Origin of the sequence: Rhizobium chutanense (assembly GCF_002531935.1) — a bacterium.
Classification (GTDB): Bacteria; Pseudomonadota; Alphaproteobacteria; order Rhizobiales; family Rhizobiaceae; genus Rhizobium; species Rhizobium chutanense.
Genome location: NZ_NWSV01000038.1, coordinates 16,097 through 38,479, shown reverse-complemented (window position 1 = coordinate 38,479; position 22,383 = coordinate 16,097). Strand labels below are relative to the sequence as shown.

General features: G+C 60.0%; 21 protein-coding genes and 1 pseudogene. 16 read left to right on the top strand and 6 right to left on the bottom strand.

What is annotated here, in order from left to right; genetic code table 11:
• Nucleotides 1-888 (top strand): electron transfer flavoprotein subunit alpha/FixB family protein (locus CO666_RS30820; protein ID WP_097615757.1); only part of this gene is annotated, 888 nt, incomplete at its 5' end.
• A gap of 146 nt (nucleotides 889-1,034) precedes the next feature.
• Here CO666_RS30820 and CO666_RS30815 read toward each other — a convergent pair.
• From CO666_RS30815 to CO666_RS30805, 3 genes are read right to left on the bottom strand one after another with little or no spacing between them, the layout of a single operon-like run.
• Nucleotides 1,035-2,183: an NAD(P)/FAD-dependent oxidoreductase gene (locus CO666_RS30815; protein ID WP_097615756.1), complete on the bottom strand. Its 1,149-nt coding sequence runs from the start codon at nucleotides 2,181-2,183 to the stop codon at nucleotides 1,035-1,037.
• A gap of 3 nt (nucleotides 2,184-2,186) precedes the next feature.
• Nucleotides 2,187-2,507, bottom strand: coding sequence for a 2Fe-2S iron-sulfur cluster-binding protein (locus CO666_RS30810; protein ID WP_097615755.1), 321 nt, complete (start codon nucleotides 2,505-2,507; stop codon nucleotides 2,187-2,189).
• A 12-nt stretch (nucleotides 2,508-2,519) separates the two neighbouring features.
• Nucleotides 2,520-3,713 carry a cytochrome P450 gene (locus CO666_RS30805; protein WP_097615754.1) on the bottom strand — a complete coding sequence of 398 codons (1,194 nt, stop codon included), beginning with the start codon at nucleotides 3,711-3,713 and terminating at the stop codon, nucleotides 2,520-2,522.
• 86 nt (nucleotides 3,714-3,799) lie between these two features.
• On the opposite strand from CO666_RS30805, the gene CO666_RS30800 reads away from it, so the two are divergent.
• Nucleotides 3,800-4,804, top strand: coding sequence for a LysR family transcriptional regulator (locus CO666_RS30800; protein WP_245436903.1), 1,005 nt, complete (start codon nucleotides 3,800-3,802; stop codon nucleotides 4,802-4,804).
• Between the two features lie 91 nt (nucleotides 4,805-4,895).
• Here CO666_RS30800 and CO666_RS30795 read toward each other — a convergent pair whose 3' ends face one another.
• Entirely contained in the window at nucleotides 4,896-5,633 is a 738-nt protein-coding gene (locus CO666_RS30795) for an FCD domain-containing protein (protein ID WP_280951841.1), read from the bottom strand.
• Nucleotides 5,634-5,885: 252 nt separating this feature from the next.
• Between CO666_RS30795 and CO666_RS30790 the strand changes: the two genes are divergently transcribed.
• The 5 genes from CO666_RS30790 to CO666_RS30770 all read left to right on the top strand — a co-directional run bounded on the left by CO666_RS30790 (nucleotide 5,886) and on the right by CO666_RS30770 (nucleotide 12,080).
• Nucleotides 5,886-6,791, top strand: a complete 906-nt coding sequence (locus CO666_RS30790; RefSeq protein ID WP_097615752.1) for a VOC family protein — start codon at nucleotides 5,886-5,888, stop codon at nucleotides 6,789-6,791.
• A gap of 21 nt (nucleotides 6,792-6,812) precedes the next feature.
• Entirely contained in the window at nucleotides 6,813-7,700 is an 888-nt protein-coding gene (locus CO666_RS30785; protein ID WP_097615751.1) for an alpha/beta hydrolase, read from the top strand.
• Nucleotides 7,697-8,752: an Ldh family oxidoreductase gene (locus CO666_RS30780; RefSeq protein ID WP_097615750.1), complete on the top strand. Its 1,056-nt coding sequence runs from the start codon at nucleotides 7,697-7,699 to the stop codon at nucleotides 8,750-8,752. The genes CO666_RS30785 and CO666_RS30780 overlap by 4 nt, the downstream gene beginning before the upstream one ends.
• Nucleotides 8,753-9,053: 301 nt before the next feature.
• Nucleotides 9,054-10,628, top strand: coding sequence for a Re/Si-specific NAD(P)(+) transhydrogenase subunit alpha (locus tag CO666_RS30775; protein WP_097615749.1), 1,575 nt, complete (start codon nucleotides 9,054-9,056; stop codon nucleotides 10,626-10,628).
• Nucleotides 10,629-10,646: 18 nt separating this feature from the next.
• Entirely contained in the window at nucleotides 10,647-12,080 is a 1,434-nt protein-coding gene (locus CO666_RS30770; protein ID WP_097615748.1) for an NAD(P)(+) transhydrogenase (Re/Si-specific) subunit beta, read from the top strand.
• A 196-nt stretch (nucleotides 12,081-12,276) separates the two neighbouring features.
• On the opposite strand, the gene CO666_RS30765 is transcribed toward CO666_RS30770, so the two are convergent.
• Nucleotides 12,277-13,122: a fumarylacetoacetate hydrolase family protein gene (locus CO666_RS30765; protein ID WP_097615747.1), complete on the bottom strand. Its 846-nt coding sequence runs from the start codon at nucleotides 13,120-13,122 to the stop codon at nucleotides 12,277-12,279.
• A gap of 351 nt (nucleotides 13,123-13,473) precedes the next feature.
• Between CO666_RS30765 and CO666_RS30760 the strand changes: the two genes are divergently transcribed.
• The 9 genes and pseudogenes from CO666_RS30760 to CO666_RS34765 form a co-directional block, all read left to right on the top strand.
• Complete coding sequence (locus tag CO666_RS30760) at nucleotides 13,474-14,589, top strand: alcohol dehydrogenase catalytic domain-containing protein (protein ID WP_097615746.1); 1,116 nt, start codon at nucleotides 13,474-13,476, stop codon at nucleotides 14,587-14,589.
• Between the two features lie 61 nt (nucleotides 14,590-14,650).
• Nucleotides 14,651-15,184, top strand: a complete 534-nt coding sequence (locus CO666_RS30755) for a cupin domain-containing protein (protein WP_097615745.1) — start codon at nucleotides 14,651-14,653, stop codon at nucleotides 15,182-15,184.
• Between the two features lie 110 nt (nucleotides 15,185-15,294).
• Complete coding sequence (locus CO666_RS30750) at nucleotides 15,295-16,506, top strand: amino acid ABC transporter substrate-binding protein (RefSeq protein WP_425352444.1); 1,212 nt, start codon at nucleotides 15,295-15,297, stop codon at nucleotides 16,504-16,506.
• Nucleotides 16,507-16,523: 17 nt separating this feature from the next.
• Nucleotides 16,524-17,381, top strand: coding sequence for a branched-chain amino acid ABC transporter permease (locus tag CO666_RS30745; RefSeq protein ID WP_097615743.1), 858 nt, complete (start codon nucleotides 16,524-16,526; stop codon nucleotides 17,379-17,381).
• Nucleotides 17,382-17,389: 8 nt separating this feature from the next.
• A complete protein-coding gene (locus CO666_RS30740; RefSeq protein WP_097615742.1) occupies nucleotides 17,390-18,355 on the top strand; it encodes a branched-chain amino acid ABC transporter permease in 966 nt (321 codons plus the stop codon).
• The gene (locus tag CO666_RS30735; RefSeq protein ID WP_097615741.1) at nucleotides 18,339-19,070 is read left to right on the top strand and encodes an ABC transporter ATP-binding protein; all 732 of its coding nucleotides are present in this window, start codon (nucleotides 18,339-18,341) and stop codon (nucleotides 19,068-19,070) included. Before CO666_RS30740 ends, CO666_RS30735 begins: the two co-directional genes overlap by 17 nt.
• A complete protein-coding gene (locus tag CO666_RS30730) occupies nucleotides 19,063-19,770 on the top strand; it encodes an ABC transporter ATP-binding protein (protein WP_097615740.1) in 708 nt (235 codons plus the stop codon). Before CO666_RS30735 ends, CO666_RS30730 begins: the two co-directional genes overlap by 8 nt.
• A 60-nt stretch (nucleotides 19,771-19,830) precedes the next feature.
• The gene (locus CO666_RS30725; RefSeq protein WP_097615739.1) at nucleotides 19,831-21,441 is read left to right on the top strand and encodes a bifunctional 3-(3-hydroxy-phenyl)propionate/3-hydroxycinnamic acid hydroxylase; all 1,611 of its coding nucleotides are present in this window, start codon (nucleotides 19,831-19,833) and stop codon (nucleotides 21,439-21,441) included.
• A gap of 39 nt (nucleotides 21,442-21,480) precedes the next feature.
• A pseudogene (locus CO666_RS34765) lies at nucleotides 21,481-21,642 on the top strand (thiamine phosphate synthase); the annotation flags it as partial.
• A gap of 2 nt (nucleotides 21,643-21,644) precedes the next feature.
• Here CO666_RS34765 and CO666_RS30715 read toward each other — a convergent pair.
• Nucleotides 21,645-22,277: a GntR family transcriptional regulator gene (locus CO666_RS30715; RefSeq protein ID WP_097615738.1), complete on the bottom strand. Its 633-nt coding sequence runs from the start codon at nucleotides 22,275-22,277 to the stop codon at nucleotides 21,645-21,647.
• Nucleotides 22,278-22,383: the final 106 nt, after the last annotated feature.

The following is a 22,383-nucleotide window of genomic DNA, read 5'->3' as shown; positions in this document are numbered from 1 at the left end:
GCCAAGGCACTGACGGCGGCAAGCCAGATCGCCAAGGAACAGGCAAGCGATGTCCATGTGCTGGTCGCCGGCAAGGGGGCCAAGGCTGCGGCCGAACAGGCGGCCAAACTCTCCGGCGTTACCAAGGTGCTCTTGGCCGAAAGCGATGCGCTCGCCAACAATCTGGCCGAGCCGCTCTCCGACCTGATCGTTTCGCTCGCCGGCTCTTATGACACGATCCTGTCTGCCGCCACTTCGGTCGGCAAGAACGTGCTGCCGCGCGTCGCCGCCCTGCTCGATGTCGCCCAGGTCTCGGAGATCGTCGAAGTCGTCTCATCCGATACCTTCAAGCGGCCGATCTATGCCGGCAATGCCATCCAGACGGTGCAGGCAAGCGATGCCAAGAAGGTCATCACCGTGCGCACCGCCTCGTTTGCCTCCGGAGCAGAAGGCGGCTCCGCCGCGGTCGAGGTCATCCCGGCCGTTTCCGATCCCGGTCTGTCGACGTTCGTCAAGGACGCACTGTCGGCCTCCGACCGTCCGGAGCTGACCTCGGCGAAGATCATCCTCTCCGGTGGCCGGGCGCTGGGTTCGGCGGAGAAATTCCGCGAAGTCATCCTGCCGCTGGCCGACAAGCTCGGAGCTGCCGTCGGCGCCAGCCGTGCGGCCGTCGATGCCGGTTATGCGCCGAACGACTGGCAGGTCGGCCAGACCGGCAAGGTGGTGGCGCCTGATCTTTATATCGCCGCCGGCATCTCCGGCGCCATCCAGCATCTGGCCGGCATGAAGGATTCGAAGGTCATCGTCGCCATCAATAAGGACGAGGAGGCGCCGATCTTCCAGGTCGCCGACTACGGTCTGGTCGCCGATCTGTTCGAAGCCCTGCCGGAATTGCAGAAGGCGCTTTGAACCAGGCCATCACCTCCTCGGACATCAAACGAACCATTGGTGACGGCGCTGCCGTCGAAACGTTCAGCCTGACCATGTTCGACTTCGCCGGCAGGGCCGTGTCTTCGTTGGAGGATGTATTTGGAGCGAGCTCCTGTTCTTGACCGTCAGAGACCAAGATTACGCTTGGCTTGCATGAAGCTGCGAGGATCGTTCAGGCAATCGACAGCGAGAAGACGATCGCCGCTCAGATAGGACACAGTCAAACTGCCCTCCGTCGCACCTGCCGCGGCGGTGGCTCGGTCATAACCCCGGTTCAGGCCGGCGATCTGCAGTTTCGTCTGATATTGATCGGACCAAAACCACGGCCGCGGGCAATAAGGAACTTCCGCTCCGAGGATATTGCGCGCCACATGTTCCGCCTGGTCGATTGCGTGCGGAACCGACTCGATACGGATCAGCTCTCCTCTATGGAAGAATGTGGCGCAGTCGCCCGCAGCCCAGACGGTGGGATCGGATGTCCGGCCGAATTGGTCGACGACGATGCCGTTATCCGTATCGATGCCGGCCGACATTGCGAGGGTGGTTTCCGGTTGGACTCCAATCCCGACCACGACCGCGTCACAGGACAGAGACGATCCGTCCCCCAACGCGGCCGCCACCGCCGCACCCTCCGCTTTGAGCCCGATGAGGCCGGTGCCCTCGCGGATGTCGACGCCTTGGGAGCGGTGCAATTCCCGAAAAAAGGTCGCTGTCGGTTCAGCGGCGACGCGGTTCAAAATGCGTGGTGCCGCTTCCACCAGTGTCACCGCTGCGCCGACTTGGCGCGCAGCCGCCGCCACCTCGAGCCCAACATACCCTCCGCCGACGACGAGCAGCCGGGCGCCGGGAATAAACAGCGGCTGCAATCTATCCGCATCGGCCTTGCTCCTCAGGTAGAAGATTCCATCGACACGTTCCGTCATGCGTGCCGGCAGTCGCACCGGATTGGACCCGGTGGCAATAACCAGATGATCGTAGGATATCTGCGAACGTGATGTTTCGACGGTCCTGCGGGCGCCATCGATCGAGACTGCGGGTTCGTCGGACCGTATGTCGATCCCCTGCTGCTGGTAGAACGCCTCGTTGCGAAGGGACAGGCGCTCGGCTGAAAGCTTGCCCAACAGATAGGCCTTGCTGAGCGGTGGGCGCTGATAGGGCATGACCTTCTCAGCGCCGAGCAGTGTTATCGCACCGTCGAACTTCTGCTGCCTCAGTTTCGCAGCAGCGGCGAAGCCCGCTTGTCCGGCGCCGATGATGACGATACGCGTGGTCATGGTTCACAGCTCTGTCGGGATTCGGACCAATGCGCCATTGAGGCGCGCATCCACCTTGATCTGGCAACTGAGGCGGCTACCGGGTTCGCGTGCCGAGGCCGTAAAGTCGAGCATGTCGTTTTCGTGCTCGCCGACAGGATCGAGTTCGCTCCAGAGATGTTCATCGACGATCACGTGACAGGTCCCACAGGCGGCCGCGCCATTGCACTCGGCGATGATGCCCGTGACCGAATTCTGCAGGGCTACTTCCATCAGGCTGAGGCCTTCGGATGCGTTGCAGGCAAGCTTGCTTCCGTCCGGAAGCATGAAAGTGATGTTGGTCATTTTGTCCTCCTCTCAACCGTTCCAGGTGACCGGAAGGGTGGTCGGGCCGCGGAAGACCCACCCCTGGATGCGGACCGCGCCAGGATCAGTCAGGCGCAGATTGCGAAGGCGCGCGAACAATCTCGGCACGACGAGGCGTCCGACCATGTGGCGCGCGAGCCAAGTGCCGGCGCAGAAATGAGGTCCGGCGCCAAAAGCGAGATGCGATTTCTTTTCCCGGAAGACATCGAAGCGATCCGGTTCGGCGAACCGGCCGGCATCGCGGTTGGCGGCGCCGACACAAAGACCGATCTGGTCTCCCTCACGCAACCGAACGCCGGAAAAGACGATGTCGCGGGTAACGCGCCGCGGATACATGCCGATCGGTGAGATCCAGCGGACCGATTCCTCAAAGGCCGTGGGCCAGAGGTTCGGGTCAGCTTTGACCCGTTCGAGCTGATCGGGGTTCTCCAGTAGCCCCAGCACCAGCGTCAGGATCGAGTCGCGCGGTTCGTTCAGGCCGCCGCCGACCGCGACTTTGATATTGGCATAGATCTGCTCGAGCGTATGTGGATCTTCGGCATGGATCATCGAGGACAGAACAGAGCTGTTCGGATTGTCGCGATGATGAGGCAGGGCGCGGTCGATTGCCTCTTCTACCCCTCGTGCGGCTTCTTCCGCCTTGCGGGAAATCTCCGGATCGGCGGAGTAGTTGCCGGCGCCGTCGATCAATGATTGCGACCACAGCGCCATCGTCGGCCAGTCGACATCGATGAAGCCAAGCACCTCCGCCAGCGCCCGACCGGCCATGGGCGCTGCCAGCGCGTGGAACAGATCGGCCGCACCATCCTTCTCAAAGGCGGCCATAACCTCGTCGAAAATGACCTCTAGCCGCGGCGCCCAGCAGGATTTGACGGCGCCTGGACGCAATGCCGGCTCGATAGCTTTGCGCTCCCGCGCGTGAGCCTCCCCGTCCTTGCGCATCATGGTGCGGCCCATCACCTTATTAACAAGGGATTGCGGGTTGACCGAGGAGAAGGTCTCCAGGTCTCGCTCCATGGCCATGATGTCGTCGTAGCGCGTTGCGACCATGATATTGGCCGCTTCGATCCTGACGATGGCAGCCGTCTCGCGCGCGCGTTTATAAGCCGGGTAAGGATCCGTCAGAAGTTCCGCGAATGAGACGTCCGAAATAACGGGCACAGATGTTTGATTGCTTGCAAGCATGTTATCTCCTCCAGACTCGCCCTCCAGCGACTTACTCGTCCTTGACGTTATAGAGGGACTTTTCTTGCGACAATTGGATGGATACGATGGTGGCCATCGGATTCTTCGATGACGTAGGAGGAGGGATGATTCCGGACGATTTGGCCCAGATCGATCTCAGATCGATGCATGTGCTTGTGACGGTCCATGACGCTGGGTCGTTTTCAGCCGCGGCCGCGCAGCTGGATGTCAGCCAATCGACGGTGAGCTATACGATCGATCGCCTTCGCCGCGCCTTCGGTGACCCCCTCTTTGTGCGCCAGGGCAATCGTATTGCCCAGACAGACAAGTGCGGCGACCTAGTATCTCAGGCGCGTGAAATGGTGAACCGCATGCTGGCGATTGCGGTGCCACAGGAATTCGACCCGGTGACGGCGGAAGGCGCGGTGACACTTTCATGCAATCACCATGAACGTTTCCTGCTATTGCCCGCATTGATCGCGGCCCTGCGCGCTGCGGCGCCCAAGGTCGTCCTGAATGTCTTGGAATCGGCGGTCAACGGAAAGCAGCAGTTGAGGGAAAACAGTGCCGATATCGTGCTTGGGCCGGTTCGCATCCTCGGGGAAGGCTATTTCCGCAGGAGATTATTCTGTGACCACTATTCGTGTGTCATGGATGCGGACAACCCGCTGGCCACAGGTGAGTTGACGCTCGATCGCTTTCGGGAAGCGGCCCACGTCGCCGTCACGCATAACGGCCAATGGCAAGCGCTTTACTTCGCTGCGCTGCGCGAGCGCGATATCTTTTTGACGCCACAGCTCACCCTTCCGAGCCATGACAGCATTGAATTGATGATCGCCGGCACGGATCTTGTCGCGACCATTCCAAACAGACTGGCGCGTACTTATGGCGGGCTCTGCGTGCGGCGCTTTCCGGTCCACATTCCAATCGAAATCGACATGTATTGGACGGAGCGAACTCATAAATCGGGCTTGCATCGCTGGGTGCGGCAGCTTCTGGCTGACGTCACCGCTTCTCGCCTTAATCGGTCCCCGGACGGATGCGATGATGAACAGGAATTTGCGACACCAATCCAGAGCGACAGCTCATAGACGGAACTCGGATCGGTGCTTTTTTTGACCTCGGAAAGACGAGTTGCCGCCACCTTTCACCAGAACAGGTAAAGAACTCGCCCGACAGTCGTTACTCGGCAGCTACGGTCGCCGGCTTCTTGGTGGGGCGCCGGGTTTCTGTCGTCAATTCTGGAAACAGATGACCCGCATGCTCGATGACGTTCTCGCTTGTTTCGCGGATGTGGCGTTCGATCAAGCTAAGAGCCGTCTCGATATTCCGATCCATGACGGCGTCGACGATCATCTTGTGTTCAACGTCCTTTTCCCGCCATTTCGTACGAAACTGTGACGACATGCGGCGATAGCGATGCGCACGTTCGAACAGTTTCGCCCTCATCTCAAGCAGCACTGGCGAGCCGCAGGCTGCAACAAGCGAATAATGGAATTCACCGTGCACCACGCTCCATTCATCGGAAAGGTAATATTCCCGGCCGATGCGTTGCTGGAGTCTCTCCATTCGATGAAATGCGGAGAGAATATTACCTTCCCAAAGGTCATCGCCTTTGCGTATCGCTTTGGCAAGCGCTTCGCGTTCAACGAGCACACGCACGTCCGTGAGATCGTTGAGATCGGCAATCGACACGGGGGCGACGACAAAACCGCGCTGCCCCTCCGCTACCACAAGGTTCTCGGCGGCGAGGCGTGAAAGAGCTTCTCTCAATGTCGAGAAACTAACTTCGTAGCGTTCGCGCAGGCTTTCGAAGCGCAATTTCTCGCCGGGTTTGAGAACGCAATTCACGATATCCTGCCGCATGCGCTGCAGCACATCGCCGGCTCTCGTCTCACCGCCTGCATTCTGTTGTTCCAAGACTTGCCTCCCGGCATCTCATCGGCTGAGCCGCCATGCGTTTAACACCGAGTGGAGTCTAGAGAAAATTTCGAAAAAATCAATCTTGGCGAAATTTCGCCCTTCTCGCCGAGTTGAGAACCTCCCAAAACTCGTCGTTTCCATAATTTTCGCAAAACGCTATAATTTCGAAAATATGTTGCACCGACGACATAACTAGCGTATCAGGATCGGCAACGGGCCTAAGGCATCGTGAGTTCAAGGGAGGAAAATATGACGCACCTCGTGCACGCCGTCGGGCACATGAAGGTCAACGTGATGGATCCGGATGCGGTTATTCGGGATTCGACCGAAATTCTGGGCCTAAGGGTCTCCCATCAGGATAAGGGTGAGACCTGGCTGAGCTCGAATGGCCGCGCAGCCGAACTGGTGCTGGTCCATGCCGATGAGAATTCCGCCCATACGATCGGCCTTGAGACCCTGACCAGCACCGATGTGGAGGCTGCGGCGTCGCGTGTTGAGGCTGCCGGTTGTCGTCTTCTGTCTCGGGAGCCAAGTCTGTCCTGCATGGACGCTGGCTTTACCTTCGCGACGCCGGAGGGCCTGCGTTTTGAAGTCCATACGCCGATCCGCAATGACATTCGGGGCCAGCGCTTTCCGACGAACGGGATCATGCCGCGCCGAATCGATCACATCAATCTGATCTCGCCGGATCCGGTTGCCACCAGAGCGCAGCTTGAGGCCATTGGCGGCATGAAGCTCTCGGAGCGCATGGTCAATGATGCCCTGAGCTGGATGCATGGCGGCAACCGCCAGCACCATATCCTTGGCCTGGTCAAGGGGACCGCAGCTGGCTTGCACCATGTCTCGTTCGAGTTCCCGGAGTTCAACATGTACTGCCGGCTCGGCGATATCCTCGATCGCTTTGACCGGCAGCTCCTTTGGGGGCCCGGACGACATCGTCCTGGAGACAACACTTACGCCTATTACACCGATGCCAGCGGCATGATGATCGAATGCTCGGGCCCAATGTCGCATATCGCTGACGATGCCCATTTCGAGCCCAACGTCATCACGAATCTGGAGCGGCCCGGCAACGTGCGCGACATGAACGTCTGGGGCACGCCGGCGCCTCTGGAGTGGCGGGAATACTTCCACCCTTTCACCAAGATCGCCTGAACAAATTCGAGGTAAGAGACAATGCAAGAGAAACTCACGTTCATGTCGGATGGACTGAAGCTATCGGCCGTTCTCCATGTTCCGGATGGTCGCAAGGCCGGGCAAAAGCTTCCCGCGTTCATCGTCTGCCATGGCTTTGTCGGCTCGAAGGATGAGAGCCATGCCCAGATCCAGGCGGAAATGATGGAAACATTCGGCTATGTGGCGCTGCGTTTCGACTTCCGAAGCTGTGGAGAAAGCGAGGGCGAGCGTGCGCAGGTACGTTGCTTCGACCAGGTCGCGGATGCCAAGAACGCCCTGACTTTCCTTGCGGGCCGCGAGGAGGTGGATCCGGCGCGTATCGGCATCACCGGTCATAGTTTTGGCGCAGCTGTCTCGGTCTATACGGCGGGTGTGGACGACCGTGTCGCATGCTGCCTTTCCTCCTGCGGCTGGGGTGACGGCGAACGCAAATTCCGCGGCCAGCATCCGACGACGGAGTCATGGGACAAATTCATCGGCACCCTCGAAAAGGGTCGCAAGCATAAGCAAGAGACCGGCGAAAGCCTCTGGATGTCTCGCTTCGATGCCGTGCCGATCCCGGAACATCTGCGCAAGAACCTCTCTCCGAAGGCGATCATGGAGATCCCGGTAGAAACCGCATGGTCCATGTATAATTTCCGGGCTGACGACGTCGTCGGGAACATCGCGCCGCGGCCGCTGCTTCTGTTCCATACCGCCAACGACATCATCACGCCAACCAGCGAATCCATCCGCATGTTCGAGAAGGCCGGTCACCCGACCGAGCTCATGCTGATCGATACGACGGCGCATTTTCCGCTCGCGCCAGGTGATGCGCCGCGCACGAAGGCGATGATGAAGGGCTGGCTCGACAAGTTTTTCCCGTCTCCGTTGAGTAGTGCGTCATGAAGGGTGCTTCTGAGAAAAAGCTGATCGGTCGCAACGCATTGGTCGATTTCGCCACGGCACTGTTGAAGTCCGGTGGTTTCGGCAAGGAATATGCAATTCAATCCGCTGAGCTTCTGGTCTGGGCCAATCTGCGTGGTGCCGATTCCCACGGTGTTTTGCGCATTCCCCGCTATATCGAGATGGTCGAGCTCGGCATCGTGAAGGGTAACGCCGAGCCTAAAGTGAAGCACGAGTTCGGCGCTATCTGCCGTCTCGACGGCGATCTTGTTCCCGGTGCGGCCGGTATGTCCATCGCCGCGAAGAAGGCAGTGGATCTGGCGGTAAAGTTCGGCATCGGTCTTTGTGAAATCTCCCGCACCAGCCATTCTGGCGCTATCGGTTACTTTGCCGAAAAAATCGCCCAGGCAGGTATGATTGGTATCGTCATGTCGGCCTCGAAGCCCTTGATGGTCTATCATGGAGCACGCAGCGAGGGGGTTTCGACAAATCCGGTGGCGATCAGTGCTCCGACAGGGGATGGGCGAAATCCGTTGATTTTCGACATGTCGACGGCGGCCGTCGCGCTCGGGAAAGTCTTGGCCGCGAAGGACGCCGGCCACCCGATTCCTCGGGACTGGGGCGTGGACGCCGAAGGGGTCCCGACGACTGATCCTGGCAAGGTCAAGGCCTTGCTGCCAATGGCGGGGCCCAAGGGTTCCGGCCTTTCGCTGATGATTGAGGTCCTCGTGAGCCTACTTGGCGGCAATCCTCTGATATCCGCAGCCCTGTCCGACAAAAAGGACAACGGGTTCAACGGCCTGGCGATTGCTGTCAATCCGCTCGCCTTCGGTCTTTCGAATCCGGTTGCCCAAGACGTGGCTAGCTTGGCGCAAGCTATCAAGGCCTTACCCCCCGCTGCCGGCGTCGAGGCGGTATTCCTGCCAGGAGAACGCGGATATCTGATGGCCGAGAAACGAAGCGCCGAAGGCATCCCGATTGCTATGGGCACCGCCCGGCGTCTCTGTGAGGAGGGTATCAAACGCGGCGTTCCTGTGCCTTCCGAACTGACCTGACGGGCTGATATATCGCGCTGTCGCCGACAGTCGACCGGCGCGGACCAGGAAATCCTCACCCGCCTTCCAACCCCGCTCACACGTGAACGGGCAGCACCTCGGCGGCGCGCGGTCGCCCGGGACGTTCTGATATCGTCAACTGATGGGGCTATGTCCATCGACCCATGATCACCCACACCATGCCGCTAGAGGGCACCGACACGTGTCTCGAGCCGATGCATGGTGCCGCCAAAGCATCGCAGCATCGTCGTTTATCGATACGATACAACGTGTTGAAACGGAAAAGCGCAGGAGACAGGTTTTGCTGATCGGTACCCCAAGAGAGACGCGTGAGGGAGAAGCACGCGTTGGCATGACACCCGATACTGCGCAAGCACTGCAGAAGCTCGGCCATGGCTGTGCCATAGAAACCGGCGCGGGGAACCGCGCCGGTTTTTCCGACGATGCTTATCGCGCCGCAGGTGTGACGATTGTACCCGACGCGGCCACGCTTTATACGGTCGCCGATGTTATCGCAAAGGTGCGCCCGCCGGAGCCGGCGGAGGTCGAGCGCCTGCGAGCTGGCCAGACGCTGATTTCGTTCTTCTATCCCGGCCAGAACGGTGAGCTACTGGAGCTTGCACGGTCGAAAGGCGTCAACGTCATCGCGATGGACATGGTGCCGCGAATCTCGCGTGCGCAGAAGATGGATGCGCTGTCGTCGATGGCCAATATCGCCGGCTACCGGGCGGTAATCGAGGCGGGCAACAATTTCGGCCGGTTCTTCACCGGACAGGTGACGGCGGCCGGCAAGGTGCCGCCGGCAAAGGTGCTGGTGATCGGTGCAGGGGTCGCCGGTCTCGCGGCAATCGGCGTCGCCACCTCGCTTGGCGCACAGACCTATGCGTTCGACGTCCGTCCGGAAGTCGCCGAGCAGATCGAGAGCATGGGCGCCGAATTCGTCTATCTCGATTTTGCCGGCGATCAACAGGATGGCGCGGCAACCGGCGGCTATGCTGCCCCGTCCTCTCCGGAATTCCGCGAAAAGCAACTGGCCAGGTTCCGTGAACTCGCGCCTCAGATCGACATCGTCATCACCACGGCGCTGATCCCCGGCCGGGACGCGCCGAAGCTCTGGCTTGCCGACATGGTGGCGGCGATGAACTCGGGTTCGGTTATCGTCGACCTTGCCGCCGAACGTGGCGGCAACTGCGATCTGACCGTCGCCGATCAGCGCGTCGTCTCCGACAACGGCGTCATCATCATCGGTTACACCGATTTCCCGAGCCGCATGGCAGCACAATCCTCGACACTCTACGCCACCAACATCCGTCATATGATTGCCGATCTGACGCCCGGAAAGGACGGCAAGATCGTCCACAACATGGAGGACGACGTCATCCGTGGTGCGACCGTCACCTTCGACGGCGCGATCACCTATCCCCCGCCGCCGCCGAAGATCGCCGCGATCGCCGTGCAGAAACCAAAGGAAAAGGTGAAGGAGCCGACGCCGGAGGAAAAGCGTGCCGCCGAGGCTGCCACCTTCAAGGCGCAAACCAGAAGCCAGTTCGCGTTTCTCGCCATCGGCACGGCTCTGCTGCTGCTCGTCGGCGCATTTGCGCCTTCAAGCTTCATGAACCATTTCGTCGTCTTCGTGCTGGCTTGCTTCGTCGGCTTCCAGGTCATCTGGAACGTCTCGCATTCGCTGCACACGCCGCTGATGGCCGTCACCAATGCGGTTTCCGGCATCGTCGTTCTCGGGGCCCTGTTGCAGATCGGCTCGGGCAACTGGCTGGTGATGGTGCTTGCGGCGCTTTCGGTGTTGATCGCCACGATCAACATCGTCGGCGGCTTCCTCGTCACCCGGCGCATGCTCGCCATGTTCCAGAAGTCCTGATCGGGCAGGGGTATCACTATGATGATCGGTATCGTTTTGGCCGCCTACATCGCGGCAGCCATTCTCTTCATCCTCTCGCTTGGCGGGCTTTCCGGCCAGGAAAGCGCCAAGCGCGCGGTCTGGTACGGCATGACAGGTATGGGCCTTGCCATCATCGCCACGGTCTTCGGACCTGATGTCGGCAACTGGCTGGTGGTCGTGCTAATGATCGCCGGTGGCTCGGTGCTCGGCTATCATGTGGCCTCGCGGGTGCAGATGACCGAGATGCCGCAGCTTGTCGCGGCGCTGCACTCCTTTGTCGGCCTGGCTGCCGTCTTCATTGGATTCAATGCCCATATTGAAGCAGCCCATGTCGCGGACCCCAATGACGCCTCGCGGGCGGTGCTCACCGGCTTTGCCGCAATCCTCGCCCACAAGGAGCCTGTGGAACTGTCGATCATGAAGGTTGAGGTCTTCCTCGGCATCTTCATCGGCGCCGTCACCTTCACCGGTTCCGTCGTCGCTTTCGGCAAGCTTGCCGGCAAGGTGGACGGCAAGGCGAAGAAGCTGCCGGGCGGGCATCTCCTCAATGCCGGCGCATTGGGGCTGTCGTTGGCCCTGCTCGCCGTTTACTTCAATGGCGCCGGCACCTGGACGCTCGTCCTCATGACGCTCGCCGCCTTCTTCATCGGCTATCACCTGATCATGGGCATTGGCGGAGCCGATATGCCGGTCGTCGTCTCGATGCTGAATTCCTATTCCGGTTGGGCGGCGGCTGCCATCGGCTTTACGCTCGGCAACGACCTGTTGATCGTCACCGGCGCGCTCGTCGGCTCGTCGGGCGCGATCCTTTCCTACATCATGTGCAAGGCGATGAACCGCTCGTTCATCTCGGTCATTCTCGGTGGCTTCGGCACGGCGACAGGGCCACAGATTGAGATATCCGGTGAGCAGATCGCGATCGATGCCGAAGGCGTGGCCGCCGCCCTCAACGATGCCGACAGCGTCATCATCGTGCCCGGCTACGGCATGGCCGTGGCTCAGGCTCAACAGTCCGTCTCCGAACTCACCCGCAAGCTGCGCGCCGCAGGCAAGAACGTCCGCTTCGCTATCCATCCCGTCGCCGGGCGTCTTCCGGGCCACATGAACGTGCTGCTGGCTGAAGCCAAGGTTCCCTACGACATCGTGCTCGAGATGGACGAAATCAACGACGACTTCCATGAGACCGACGTCGTCATAGTCATCGGCTCCAACGACATCGTCAATCCGGCCGCCCAGGAAGACCCGAATTCACCGATCGCTGGCATGCCTGTTCTCGAAGTCTGGAAGGCCAAGCAGGTCTTCGTTTCCAAGCGAGGACAGGGGACCGGCTACTCAGGCATCGAGAACCCGCTGTTCTACAAGGAGAACACGCGTATGTTCTATGGCGATGCAAAGAAGAGTATCGACCAGTTGCTGCCGGCATTTAGGTGAACCTTGCGAGCTGACACGGACACACCTTCGCTATCGCATGCTTCCCTATTAACTATTGTATATATATTTCGAAATATAACTTGATCGCAATCGATCGAGGGCGGGTGCATGTTTTCTCTGACCAGGAAGCTTTCACTGAGGCACTTCTCTACAGCTCGATCTGTCTCTTTCTCTCTCTCGCGCTGTCTTTCAGTACTCAGATGCGCATTTCAGCGGCGACCGTGTTGCGCAAGACACCGATGCCTGTGATTTCCACTTCCACAACGTCGCCCACCTGCAGAAATCTTGGCGGCTGAAGGCTTGAACCGAACCCCTTTGGTGTTCCGGTTACGATGACGTCGCCCGGTTCCAATTTGGTGAACTGGCTGAGATAGGAGATCAGCCACGGTATCGAGAACATCATGCGCCTGGTGTTGGTCGACTGCCGCAGCTCTCCGTTCACCCTGGTCGACAGATCCAGTCCCGAGGGATCCGGAATCTCATCCGCTGACACCATCCAAGGTCCGAAGCCGGCGGTTTGCAGGAAGTTCTTGCCGGGCGTGAACTGGGAGGAGTGCTTTTGCCAATCACGGACGCTGCCATCATTGAAACAGGTGTAGCCCGCGATATGGCCAAGGGCGTCGGTCTCGGCGATCCTATGGCCCGACCGACCGATTATTACGGCCAGTTCGCCTTCGTAATCGAACTTGTCAGAGACGTCGGGCTTGATGAGCGGTACTTCGTGACCCGCCTGGGCGTTGGCGAACCTGGTGAAAACAACGGGATATTTTGGTTCGTCTGGAGAGGGATAGTCGCCTTCGCGATAGTTGACCGCCACGCAGATCACCTTCTCGGGATTAGGCATGACAGGCTGAAGCAAGACTTCAGCCAGATGGAAATCTGCTTCGAGGTCCGCTTCCTTGCCGAGGCTGTCGAAATACGTCGCTATATGGCTTTTCAGGTCCGGCAGGCCCGTACGCCGCCCGAGATCGCAAAGAGAATCACCTCCGACGACACAGCCATATCGCGAGACGCCATTGTGAACGAAACTCAAATACCGCATTCGAAATGCCCTTATAATTTCGAAAATATGTATAATATCGTAAATCCAGGAGCGCGGTTTGACAAGTGTGTTGTTTATTTTCTGCACGGACTGACTCAACAGACGCTGCCCAGCCGTGGGTGTAAGGACGGATGGCGACATTTCCGCGGCCCTCGCCGTGCCGTCGCCACACGGATACAGGGAAATGTCGTTCATCTACGAGCTCACCGGAGGTCTGGCGATGAGTAAAGATTCTCGGAGGAATGATGATTTTTACGAAAAGACTTGAAATTTCGAAAATATGGGAGTAGCTCTTGCGATATGGAGGAGCCGGCTGGAGGAAGCCGGCAAATTTCAGCATCGGAGGAATACATGAATATCCCGACAACGATGACGGCTGCGCGCATGCATGCCGTCGGCAGCGCGATGAAGATCGAAACGCTGGAGATGCCGAAGCCTGGCGACATGGACGTACTTGTCCGAGTGAAAGCTTGCGGCATCGTGCCCAATCTTCACAATATTCTCGCCAACTGGCCGACCTGGTTCCCGCATATGCCACAGCCGCCGCTGCCGGCGGTATTCGGTCTCGATCCCGCCGGCGAGATCGCGGCCGTTGGCAAAGGCGTGCGTGGCCTGAAGTCAGGGGACCGCGTTTACGTCAACCCCGGCCGCAGCTGCGGAACGTGCCGCCACTGCCGTCACGGCGATCACATTTCCTGCCGCCACTACGCCTTCCAGGGTTATTTCGGTTTCAGCACAGAGGCGCTGCAGACTTTTGACGATTATCCGATCGGTGGCCTAAGTGAATACATGGTTGCACCCGCGTCCGCGATCGTGACCATTCCCGACAACATGACCTTCGACCAGGCGGCGCGTCTCGGCTACATGGGGACGGCCTATTCTGCGCTCAAGAAAGTAAAGGCAGGCCCCGGCGACACCATCCTCGTGAACGGTGTCAGCGGAACGCTTGGTATTGGGGGCGTGGTGTTCGGACTGGCTCTCGGGGTCAACAAAATTCTTGGTACCGGCCGTGACAGGAAGCTCCTTGAGGAAATCAAGGCGCTTGCGCCGAACCGCATCGAGGTGTTTTCCATCGACGACGGCAGCGTAACCGACTTCGCGCACGCGCACACCGACGGGGAGGGGGTGGACGCCTTTATCGACTGCCTTGGTCCCGGTGCCAAGCAGGAGACCTTCCTGCAGGGTCTTCGCGGTCTGCGCCGTGGCGGTATCGCTGTGGACATCGGCGCCGTCGCCGGGGACGTTCCGATCGATATCCACTGGCTGATGGACCACAATCAAAGGCTCTACGGCTCGGCATGGTTCACCGCGCAGGAAGGGCAGGAGATGGCCGACATGGTCGCCTCCGGCGTAGCCGATTTTTCGATCCTTGAGACGCAGAGCTTCCCCCTGGCAGACGTGAACACGGCGATTTCGGGCATCGCGCAACGTCACGGTGGCTTCTCGAACTATGTGATCCATCCCTGAAGAATGTGGCCTGCCGGCAACCCGGCAGGCCTTTCATCTTAGTGTCGCACGGGAGGTTTTCATGACAATCAGACGAGTCGTTCTCGGGCAGAATTCTGCAGGTAAAGCCGTGGTCATCAGTGACGGGCCGTCGCCGAGGGAAATGACGCTTCAACATACTCCGGGCTTTGTCTCGGCGCCCATCTGGACGACCTCGGAGGTGCCCTCGGTACCGTATAACGGGAACGATCCGATGGCATCGAGCGGGACCTTGCTCCAACCGCCCGGCGGATCGACCTTCATGCTGATCACGTTTCCTCCCGACGCGGTATTCATGTCCCCGGACTTCAAACCGGAGCTTGCCGGACCCGAACATGCCAAAGCAGCGCCGGGCATCGCGGAAACGTTCGAAAGGGAAAACCCCGGCATGCACAAAACGCCGACGCTCGACTACGGCGTCGTGCTTAATGGGCGGATCACGCTGGAACTCGATGATGGCGCAACCGTCGATCTGAAGCCTGGAGACACCTTCGTGCAGCACGGCGCGCGTCACGCCTGGCGAAATCCGAACGACAAGCCGGCCACCATCGCGGTCGTCCTGCTGGGCGCTCGTTAAGGGTAGAAGCCGAAATCATGGGGCACGAGAGCACCGTCCGCCGGATGTAGGCGAACGGTGAACGGGAAAGGCATGTCCGCATCAAGGCATTGATCCGTGGGAGGAAAACCATGATGAAGTTTACAAGACGCAGCGTAATTGCGGGAGCGGGGTCGGCTGCGGTGCTTGCTGCGGGGTTCCCCTTGCGAGCGGCCGACGACCGCAAGTCGGTCAAGATCGGCTACATCGTTTCCAAGACGGGCGTGAACGCGCCGGGCGCCGGATCCACTACGATCCCGAACTATGAACTTTGGGCGGCCGACGTCAAAGCGGCGGGAGGGCTGAAGCTCCCCGACGGGAGCCGCCTTCCGATCGAGGTGGTGGCGTATGACGACCGTTCGACGACGGAAGAGGTCGTCCGCGGCATTGAACGCCTGGCACGCCAGGACAAGGTCGACTTCATTCTCCCTCCGTGGGGAACGGCCTTCAACCTCGCGGTGGCACCGCTGATGGATCGCTTCGGCTACCCGCAGCTGATCGGTACCTCGCTGATCCCGGACGAAATCGACGTTCATTCGAAATGGAAGCGAGGCTTCTGGTTCCTGGGGGCCGCCGGCGACTATGCGGCCGCCCTGGCCACGGTCGTCACAACTGCCGGCGACGCCACCAACAAGAAGGTCGCCATCGTTTCCGTCGCGGATGGATTCGGTATCGAACTTGTCAAGGAAGCGCGGATCAAGCTGCCTGAGGCCGGCCTCGAAATCGTGATGGACAAGTCCTACCCGATCGGAACCCAGGATTTTGCCGGGCTGTTGAACGAGGTCGCGGCCTCGGGCGCCGATGTGTTCATGGCGCTGTCCTATCCGCCGGACAGCTTCGCCATCGCCAAACAGGCGCGTCTCAACGCGTTCAATCCGAAGGTGTTCTATACAGGGGTGGGCACAAGCTTCCCGATCTATGCCGATATTAATGAGGGCAAAGTCGAGGGCGTGATGAGCCTTGGCGGCATCGATAATTCCCGACCGGAAATGCAGGCCTACGTCGAACGCCACAAGGCGCTTCTCGGTACGCCTCCTGATTACTGGGCAAGCTCGGTTATCTATACCAGCCTCCAGATACTCCAGCAGGCCATCGAACGGCGCGGTCTCGACCGCGAGGCCGTCACCGACGAAATCGCCTCAGGCAGCTTCGAGACCATCATTGGCAGCGTGAAGCTCAAGGAGAACAGGATGTCCGATCTGTGGCTGCTCGGTCAGTGGCAGGGCGGAAAATTCGTCGGCGTTGGCCCTGCGGATCGCGCAGGCGCCGTCAAGCCGGTCATCCCCAAGCCGGCCTGGGCCTAGCTGCAAAGGAGACTTCGATGGTCACGACCCTCGTCGTTGGACTGGTGCTTGGTGGCAGCTTCGCGCTGATGGCGCTGGGCCTGACCATACAATACGGCGTAGCGCGGATCATGAACCTTGCCTACGGCGAGTTCGTAATCGGCGGATCGTTCCTGACATATCTGGCGGTCTCAGCCGCCGGGTTCAATCCATTCGTGGCGTTGCTCCTGGTCGTGCCGTCGGGCTATTTCGCTTCCTATCTCTGTTATGCGCTGATCATGCGTCCGCTGGAGAGACGGTCTCGCGATACCGGAAGGCTCGAAGTGGATTCGATCCTCGTCACTTTCGGGCTGATGTTCCTGCTGCAGGGCATCTATCTGTCTTTGTTCGGCAGCGGCTTCACGGGCTATAACTGGCTGGAGGCACCCGTCGACATCCTCGGGACCAAAATATCCACCGGTCGCCTGGTCGGAGCGCTTCTGGCGGTGGCGGTCGGTGCCAGTCTCTACTGGGCGATCCAGAAGACCCGTTGGGGAATGGCCATGCGGGCGGTGGCGACGAGGCCGGGCTTCGCGCCGCTTGTCGGGATCGACAACGAACGCCAGGCGCGTTCCGCCTTTGCCGTCGGAGGCGCATTGGCCGCGGCAGGAGGCGTGGTGCTTTCCATGTACCAGCCGTTCACGCCGACAGACGGGGTATTCCTCACCATGAAAGCGCTCGTCGTCGTCATCATGGGCGGCGTGGGCAACTTGGCGGGTGCCATGGCGGCGGGTCTGATCCTCGGCTTGGTCGAAGCGGGAGTATCGGCGACGGTCGATCCCGGCCTGACGCTTGCGGCCACATACGCGATTTTCCTGGTCGTACTGCTGTGGCGACCGAACGGCTTGTTCAGTTGAGGCCCGCCATGAAGAACCTGACCTTTCCAATCGCGCTTGCAGTGCTTCTGGCGGTGCTCGCTCTCGTTCCCGTCTTCATCGATGAATACGGCCTGGGACTTGCCATTGGCGCGATGAGCTACGTCGCCCTCTGCTCGAGCTGGGCGTTGTTTTCGGGTCCGACGCGATATATTTCGCTCGCCACGGTCGCCTTCTTCGGTACAGGCGCATACACCGTCGCGATCCTTGCCGACTACCTACCATTCTATGCGATCCTTGCTGTAGCCGCGCTCGTCGGACTGATAACGTCTCTCGTGGTCGGCCTGGCGACGTTGAGGCTGGCGGGGATCTATTTCGTCATCTTCACTTTCGGGTTGGCGGAGATGGTGAGGCAACTGCTCACCTGGTACGAGGTGAATGTCACCGGCACGCTCGGGCGCTATATCTTCGTGGAGATCAAGGCCTACCAAATCTTCTATAAGCTTCTTGCGGTCGCCGCCGTTGCACTCGTCTTGCGCTGGTGGATGGACCGGGGTCGACTGGGATTGGCGGTGCGGGCAATCGGCGACGACGAGATGGTCGCCCGGCACGCAGGCGTCGACGTCACGAGGGTCAAGCTGATCCTGTTCTCCATAAGCTCGATGCTCATTACACTCGTCGGTGCAATCCAAGCGCCGCGCTGGACTTATGTCGAGCCGAGTATCGTCTTCAACCCGACGATCTCCTTCCTCACCCTGATCATGGCGCTGCTTGGAGGCGCGTCCCGCCTTTGGGGTCCGGCTTGCGGTGCCGTTCCTTTGTTCTTCCTGTTCGAATGGCTTTCGGGCCGCTTCCCGGACCATTATTCCATCATTCTCGGTCTCTTGTTTATCGGGATTGTCTTCCTGTTTCCCGAAGGCGTGCTCGCCCGGGTCGAGCGGTTATGGAAGCGCCTCGTACGCCGAGAGGAGTGCGAGAACTCGGCCAAGGAGGTGTCCAATGAGCGTCTCGCTTGAATTGAGAGGTCTGCGCAAGGAATTCGGAGGTCTTGTCGCCGTCAATGACATCGACCTTGCAATCCCAAGGGGTGCGGTCATGGGGCTCCTCGGTCCAAATGGTTCTGGAAAGACGACCGTCTTGAATCTGATCTCGGGCGCGCTGCCCCTGACGTCGGGCGAAGTGCTCCTCAACGGCCAGCCTGTGCAGCATCTTGCCGCCCACCACCGGGCGCGGCTCGGCATCGCGCGCACCTTTCAGCTTGTGCGCCTATCGCGATCATTGAACGCGAGAGACAACATTGCGCTGTCGCTGGCTTTCGGTCGCGATGCGCTCTGGGGTGCCGCAGCGCGCGAACGCGCGGACGCCGCCCTCGCCACCGTCGGATTGCCTGGAAGGGGTAACGTGGATGTGGGCAGTCTCAACTACATCGACCAGAAGAGGCTGGAACTCGCGCGTGCCATAGCGGCAAAGCCCGATATCCTGCTTCTTGATGAATGGCTCGCCGGACTGAATCCAACCGAGCTTCGCACAGGAATCGAACTGATCTGCGCGCTGAAGGAACAGGGCATGACGATCATCCTCGTCGAACATATCATGGAAGCGATCCGCGAAATCTGCCCCCGCTGCGTGGTGATGAGTGCCGGGATGAAGATCGCGGACGGTCCAACCCCGGACGTGTTGACCGACCCGCAGGTGGTCGCGGCGTATCTGGGAGATTTCGAATATGCTTGAGGCGAAGAACCTGTCGGTCCGCTACGGTAAGCACCTCGCGTTGAACGATGTCTCCATCAAGGTGGAACCGGGCGAATGCGTGGTTATCCTCGGCGCGAACGGAGCCGGGAAGAGCACGCTCCTGCGGGGTCTCACCTCGATGGTGCCGCTTGCGGGAAATGGCGACGTAATGTTCCGCGAAAAGCCGATCGCAAGGATCGCTCCACAGAAGATCGTCGAGCTTGGTATCGCCCATGTACCGGAAGGGCGCGGTGTGTTCACGGAAATGACTGTCGATGAAAACCTTCGGCTCGGCGCGAATCCAAAGCGTGCACGCGCAGGAGCCGATAGCCGGCGTGAAGAGGTGCTGAAGCTTTTTCCGCGTCTTGCCGAACGCAGCCGCCAGCGCGTCGGCACGATGTCCGGCGGAGAGCAGCAGATGGTAGCCGTCGCGCGCGCACTGATGTCCAAGCCGGACCTTCTATTGCTCGACGAGCCGAGCCTGGGGCTCGCTCCGATCGTCGTCGGCGAGCTTTTTCAGGCGTTGAAGCGTGTCCGGGACACCGGCATGTCGATGCTCGTCGTCGAGCAGAATGTCCGCGCCAGCCTCGCGATCGCGAACCGCGGCTATCTTCTTGAGGCGGGGCGCATCGTCGGGCAGGGGGCGGCCGAGGTGCTGATGGACGATCCGGGTGTCAGAAAGGCCTTCCTGGGTCACTGAAATAGGGCGTCCCGATACCATCGGGACGCCGGTTGGGCGGACGGGTGATGGAACGAGTAGATGGAAAAGATCGAATTCGAGCGGCTTGCCGCGGCTGATTTCCAAGTGGTTGTCGTCGGGCTTGGCCCGGTCGGCATAACTATTTGCAACCTGCTTGGAAATCTGGGCGTCTCTGTGTTGGGAATTGACGCCCGCGATGACGTGTTTGCCCTGCCGCGCGCGGTCGGTATGGACCACGAGGTAATGCGTGTATTCCAAGGAGTCGGGATAGCGGACGATCTTGCCTCCGTGGTGGGGGAGTACAAGGACTCGGAATACCGCGCGGCCGACGGCTCGCTGCTGCGCAGATTCGTCTCGCCGGCGCGTCCGTATCAACTCGGATGGCCTGCTTATCTGACTTTCGTGCAGCCGCCGCTGGAGCGCATTCTGCGGGACAAGGCCAGTAACGCGCCGACGGTCACGATATTGACCGGCGTGGAGGTGACCGCGCTCGATGCCCCTTCCAAGCCCCGCTTGATGCTTCGGGAAATGAGCACCGGAGACACCACGGCGGTCAACGCGACATATGTCGTTGGATGCGATGGCGGCAACAGTTTCGTCAGGCGCACCCTCGAAATAGGTTTCGAAGACCTTCTGTTCGACCAGCCATGGCTCGTCATTGATGTCGTTCTAGGGGAAGAAGGCGTGGACCTTCCCCAAACGAATGTCCAGTTCTGCAATCCGGCCAGACCTCACACCTTCGTGGTTCTACCGGGGAATTTGCGTCGTTGGGAATTCATGATGCTACCCGGGGAGACCGCTGAAGAAATCAACCAACCGGAGCGTATCTGGGAGTTGCTTTCCCCCTGGATAAAACCGGGCCAGGCCGAAATCTGGCGCTCGGCGACATACCGGTTCCACGCCCTGGTGGCGGAATCCTGGCGCAAGGGCAACGTGTTCCTCGCGGGCGACGCCTGTCACATGACGCCGCCCTTTCTCGCGCAGGGAATGGTCCAGGGCATCAAGGACACGTCGAACCTCGCCTGGAAGATCGCTCGCGTGCTCCAGGGCGGTCCCGCAACATTGCTCGATACATATGAGCAGGAGCGCAGGCCTCTGGTCCGCAAGGTCATTTCGATCACGAAAAACCTGGGCGAAGCCATATGCGAAATCGACGAAGAACGGGCGCAGGCAAGAAACGTCGCAATGAAAGCCTTGGTGGCCGAAGGGAAGGGCACCGTTGTGAGGCAAAGCCTCTTTCCCCCGATAACGGACGGCATCATCGGCTTCCAAGGTGACGGTCGGCCCGCACGTGGCGCCGGTGAAGCATGCCCGCAACCGCGCGTAATGGCGGACGGCAAGTCTTTTCTGCTTGACGATCTTCTCGGGCACGACTTTGCGATCCTTGCACTTGGAATGAATTTCGGTGACACGGTTCGCAACCGAGCGCGCTGGCTCGGCACACGGCTCTTCGAGTTCGGCGGTGAGCGCGGATTGCGGGAAGAGAATCATATCTTTGAAGATTGGCTCTCGGAACGGGCTTGCAAGGCGGTGGTTGTTCGCCCCGACCGTGTGGTATTTGGATGTGCGGCCGATGAGAGCGAATTGGCTGAGTTGCTTGATCAACTTGCTCGGTGGATTGCGAATTCCGATCATGGAGTGCTGAGCACCCACCTGGGACTTAGGCAATAAGCAAAAATCCGGCAAAGTCGCGGTCTGAAAGGTGCGAACCCGCTTTCCACTGGCGGGCTGACGGTGGAGCGCATTGCCGGCGTGTTCGAAAATGGAGCCAATAGTGCCGCTGTTGTGACCGACATCACGGGCGATCCCGATCCCGAACAACGAACTCTGGCGTGGATTGCTGCAACCCGGTCATTTCATCGAGAAGGTTGAAACTACGATCTGCTTTCCGGCTTCTGGCCCATCCATTGCACATGGCGCGAAAGGACCGCCGTGGCGATGCCCACATTGCCGGCACGCAACGCGTTGAGAATGGCACGATGATCGCGGTCGGTCGGCGCCTCCCACTCGGCCCGCCAGCCGGAAAACAGGAAACGTGCGCTGACGGCGTGCAGGTCATCGATTGCCTTCAGCAAACGCGGCATGTTGCAGGGAGCCAGAATGAGACGGTGGAACCTCCCGTTCGCCTCTTCCCAAGCCTGCACGTCAGTCGCGCGATCTCCGGCATGGATCGCTTCTTCGGCCCGGTCCAGAATGGCTTTGGTCATATGAGGCGCAGCGTTACGCAACGCCAACACTTCAAGGGCGGCGCGCATCTCGGCCACTTCGCGCACCTCCTCGACGCTAAAGCCGACCACGCGCACACCCTTGCGCGGCTGGCTGACCACCAGTCCTTGGGTTTCCAGCCGGCGGAATGCCTCCCGCACAGGCACATGGCTGGCGCCGAATTCCTCGGCAATGTGATCCTGCCTGAGCTTGGCGCCGGCTTCGATCACACCCGAAATAATACGATCAGCCAGTGTCCGGCTTATCCGCACAGCGATGGGATCATCTTTTGCAACGCTCATGGAATTATCATCGGCTTCAGAAGGGGTGCACATCGACTCAATGTCCTATGTTTACCTGCCCGTTGATTGATTCTCCATATTCTTCATCGACTGCATCTGTTTCACC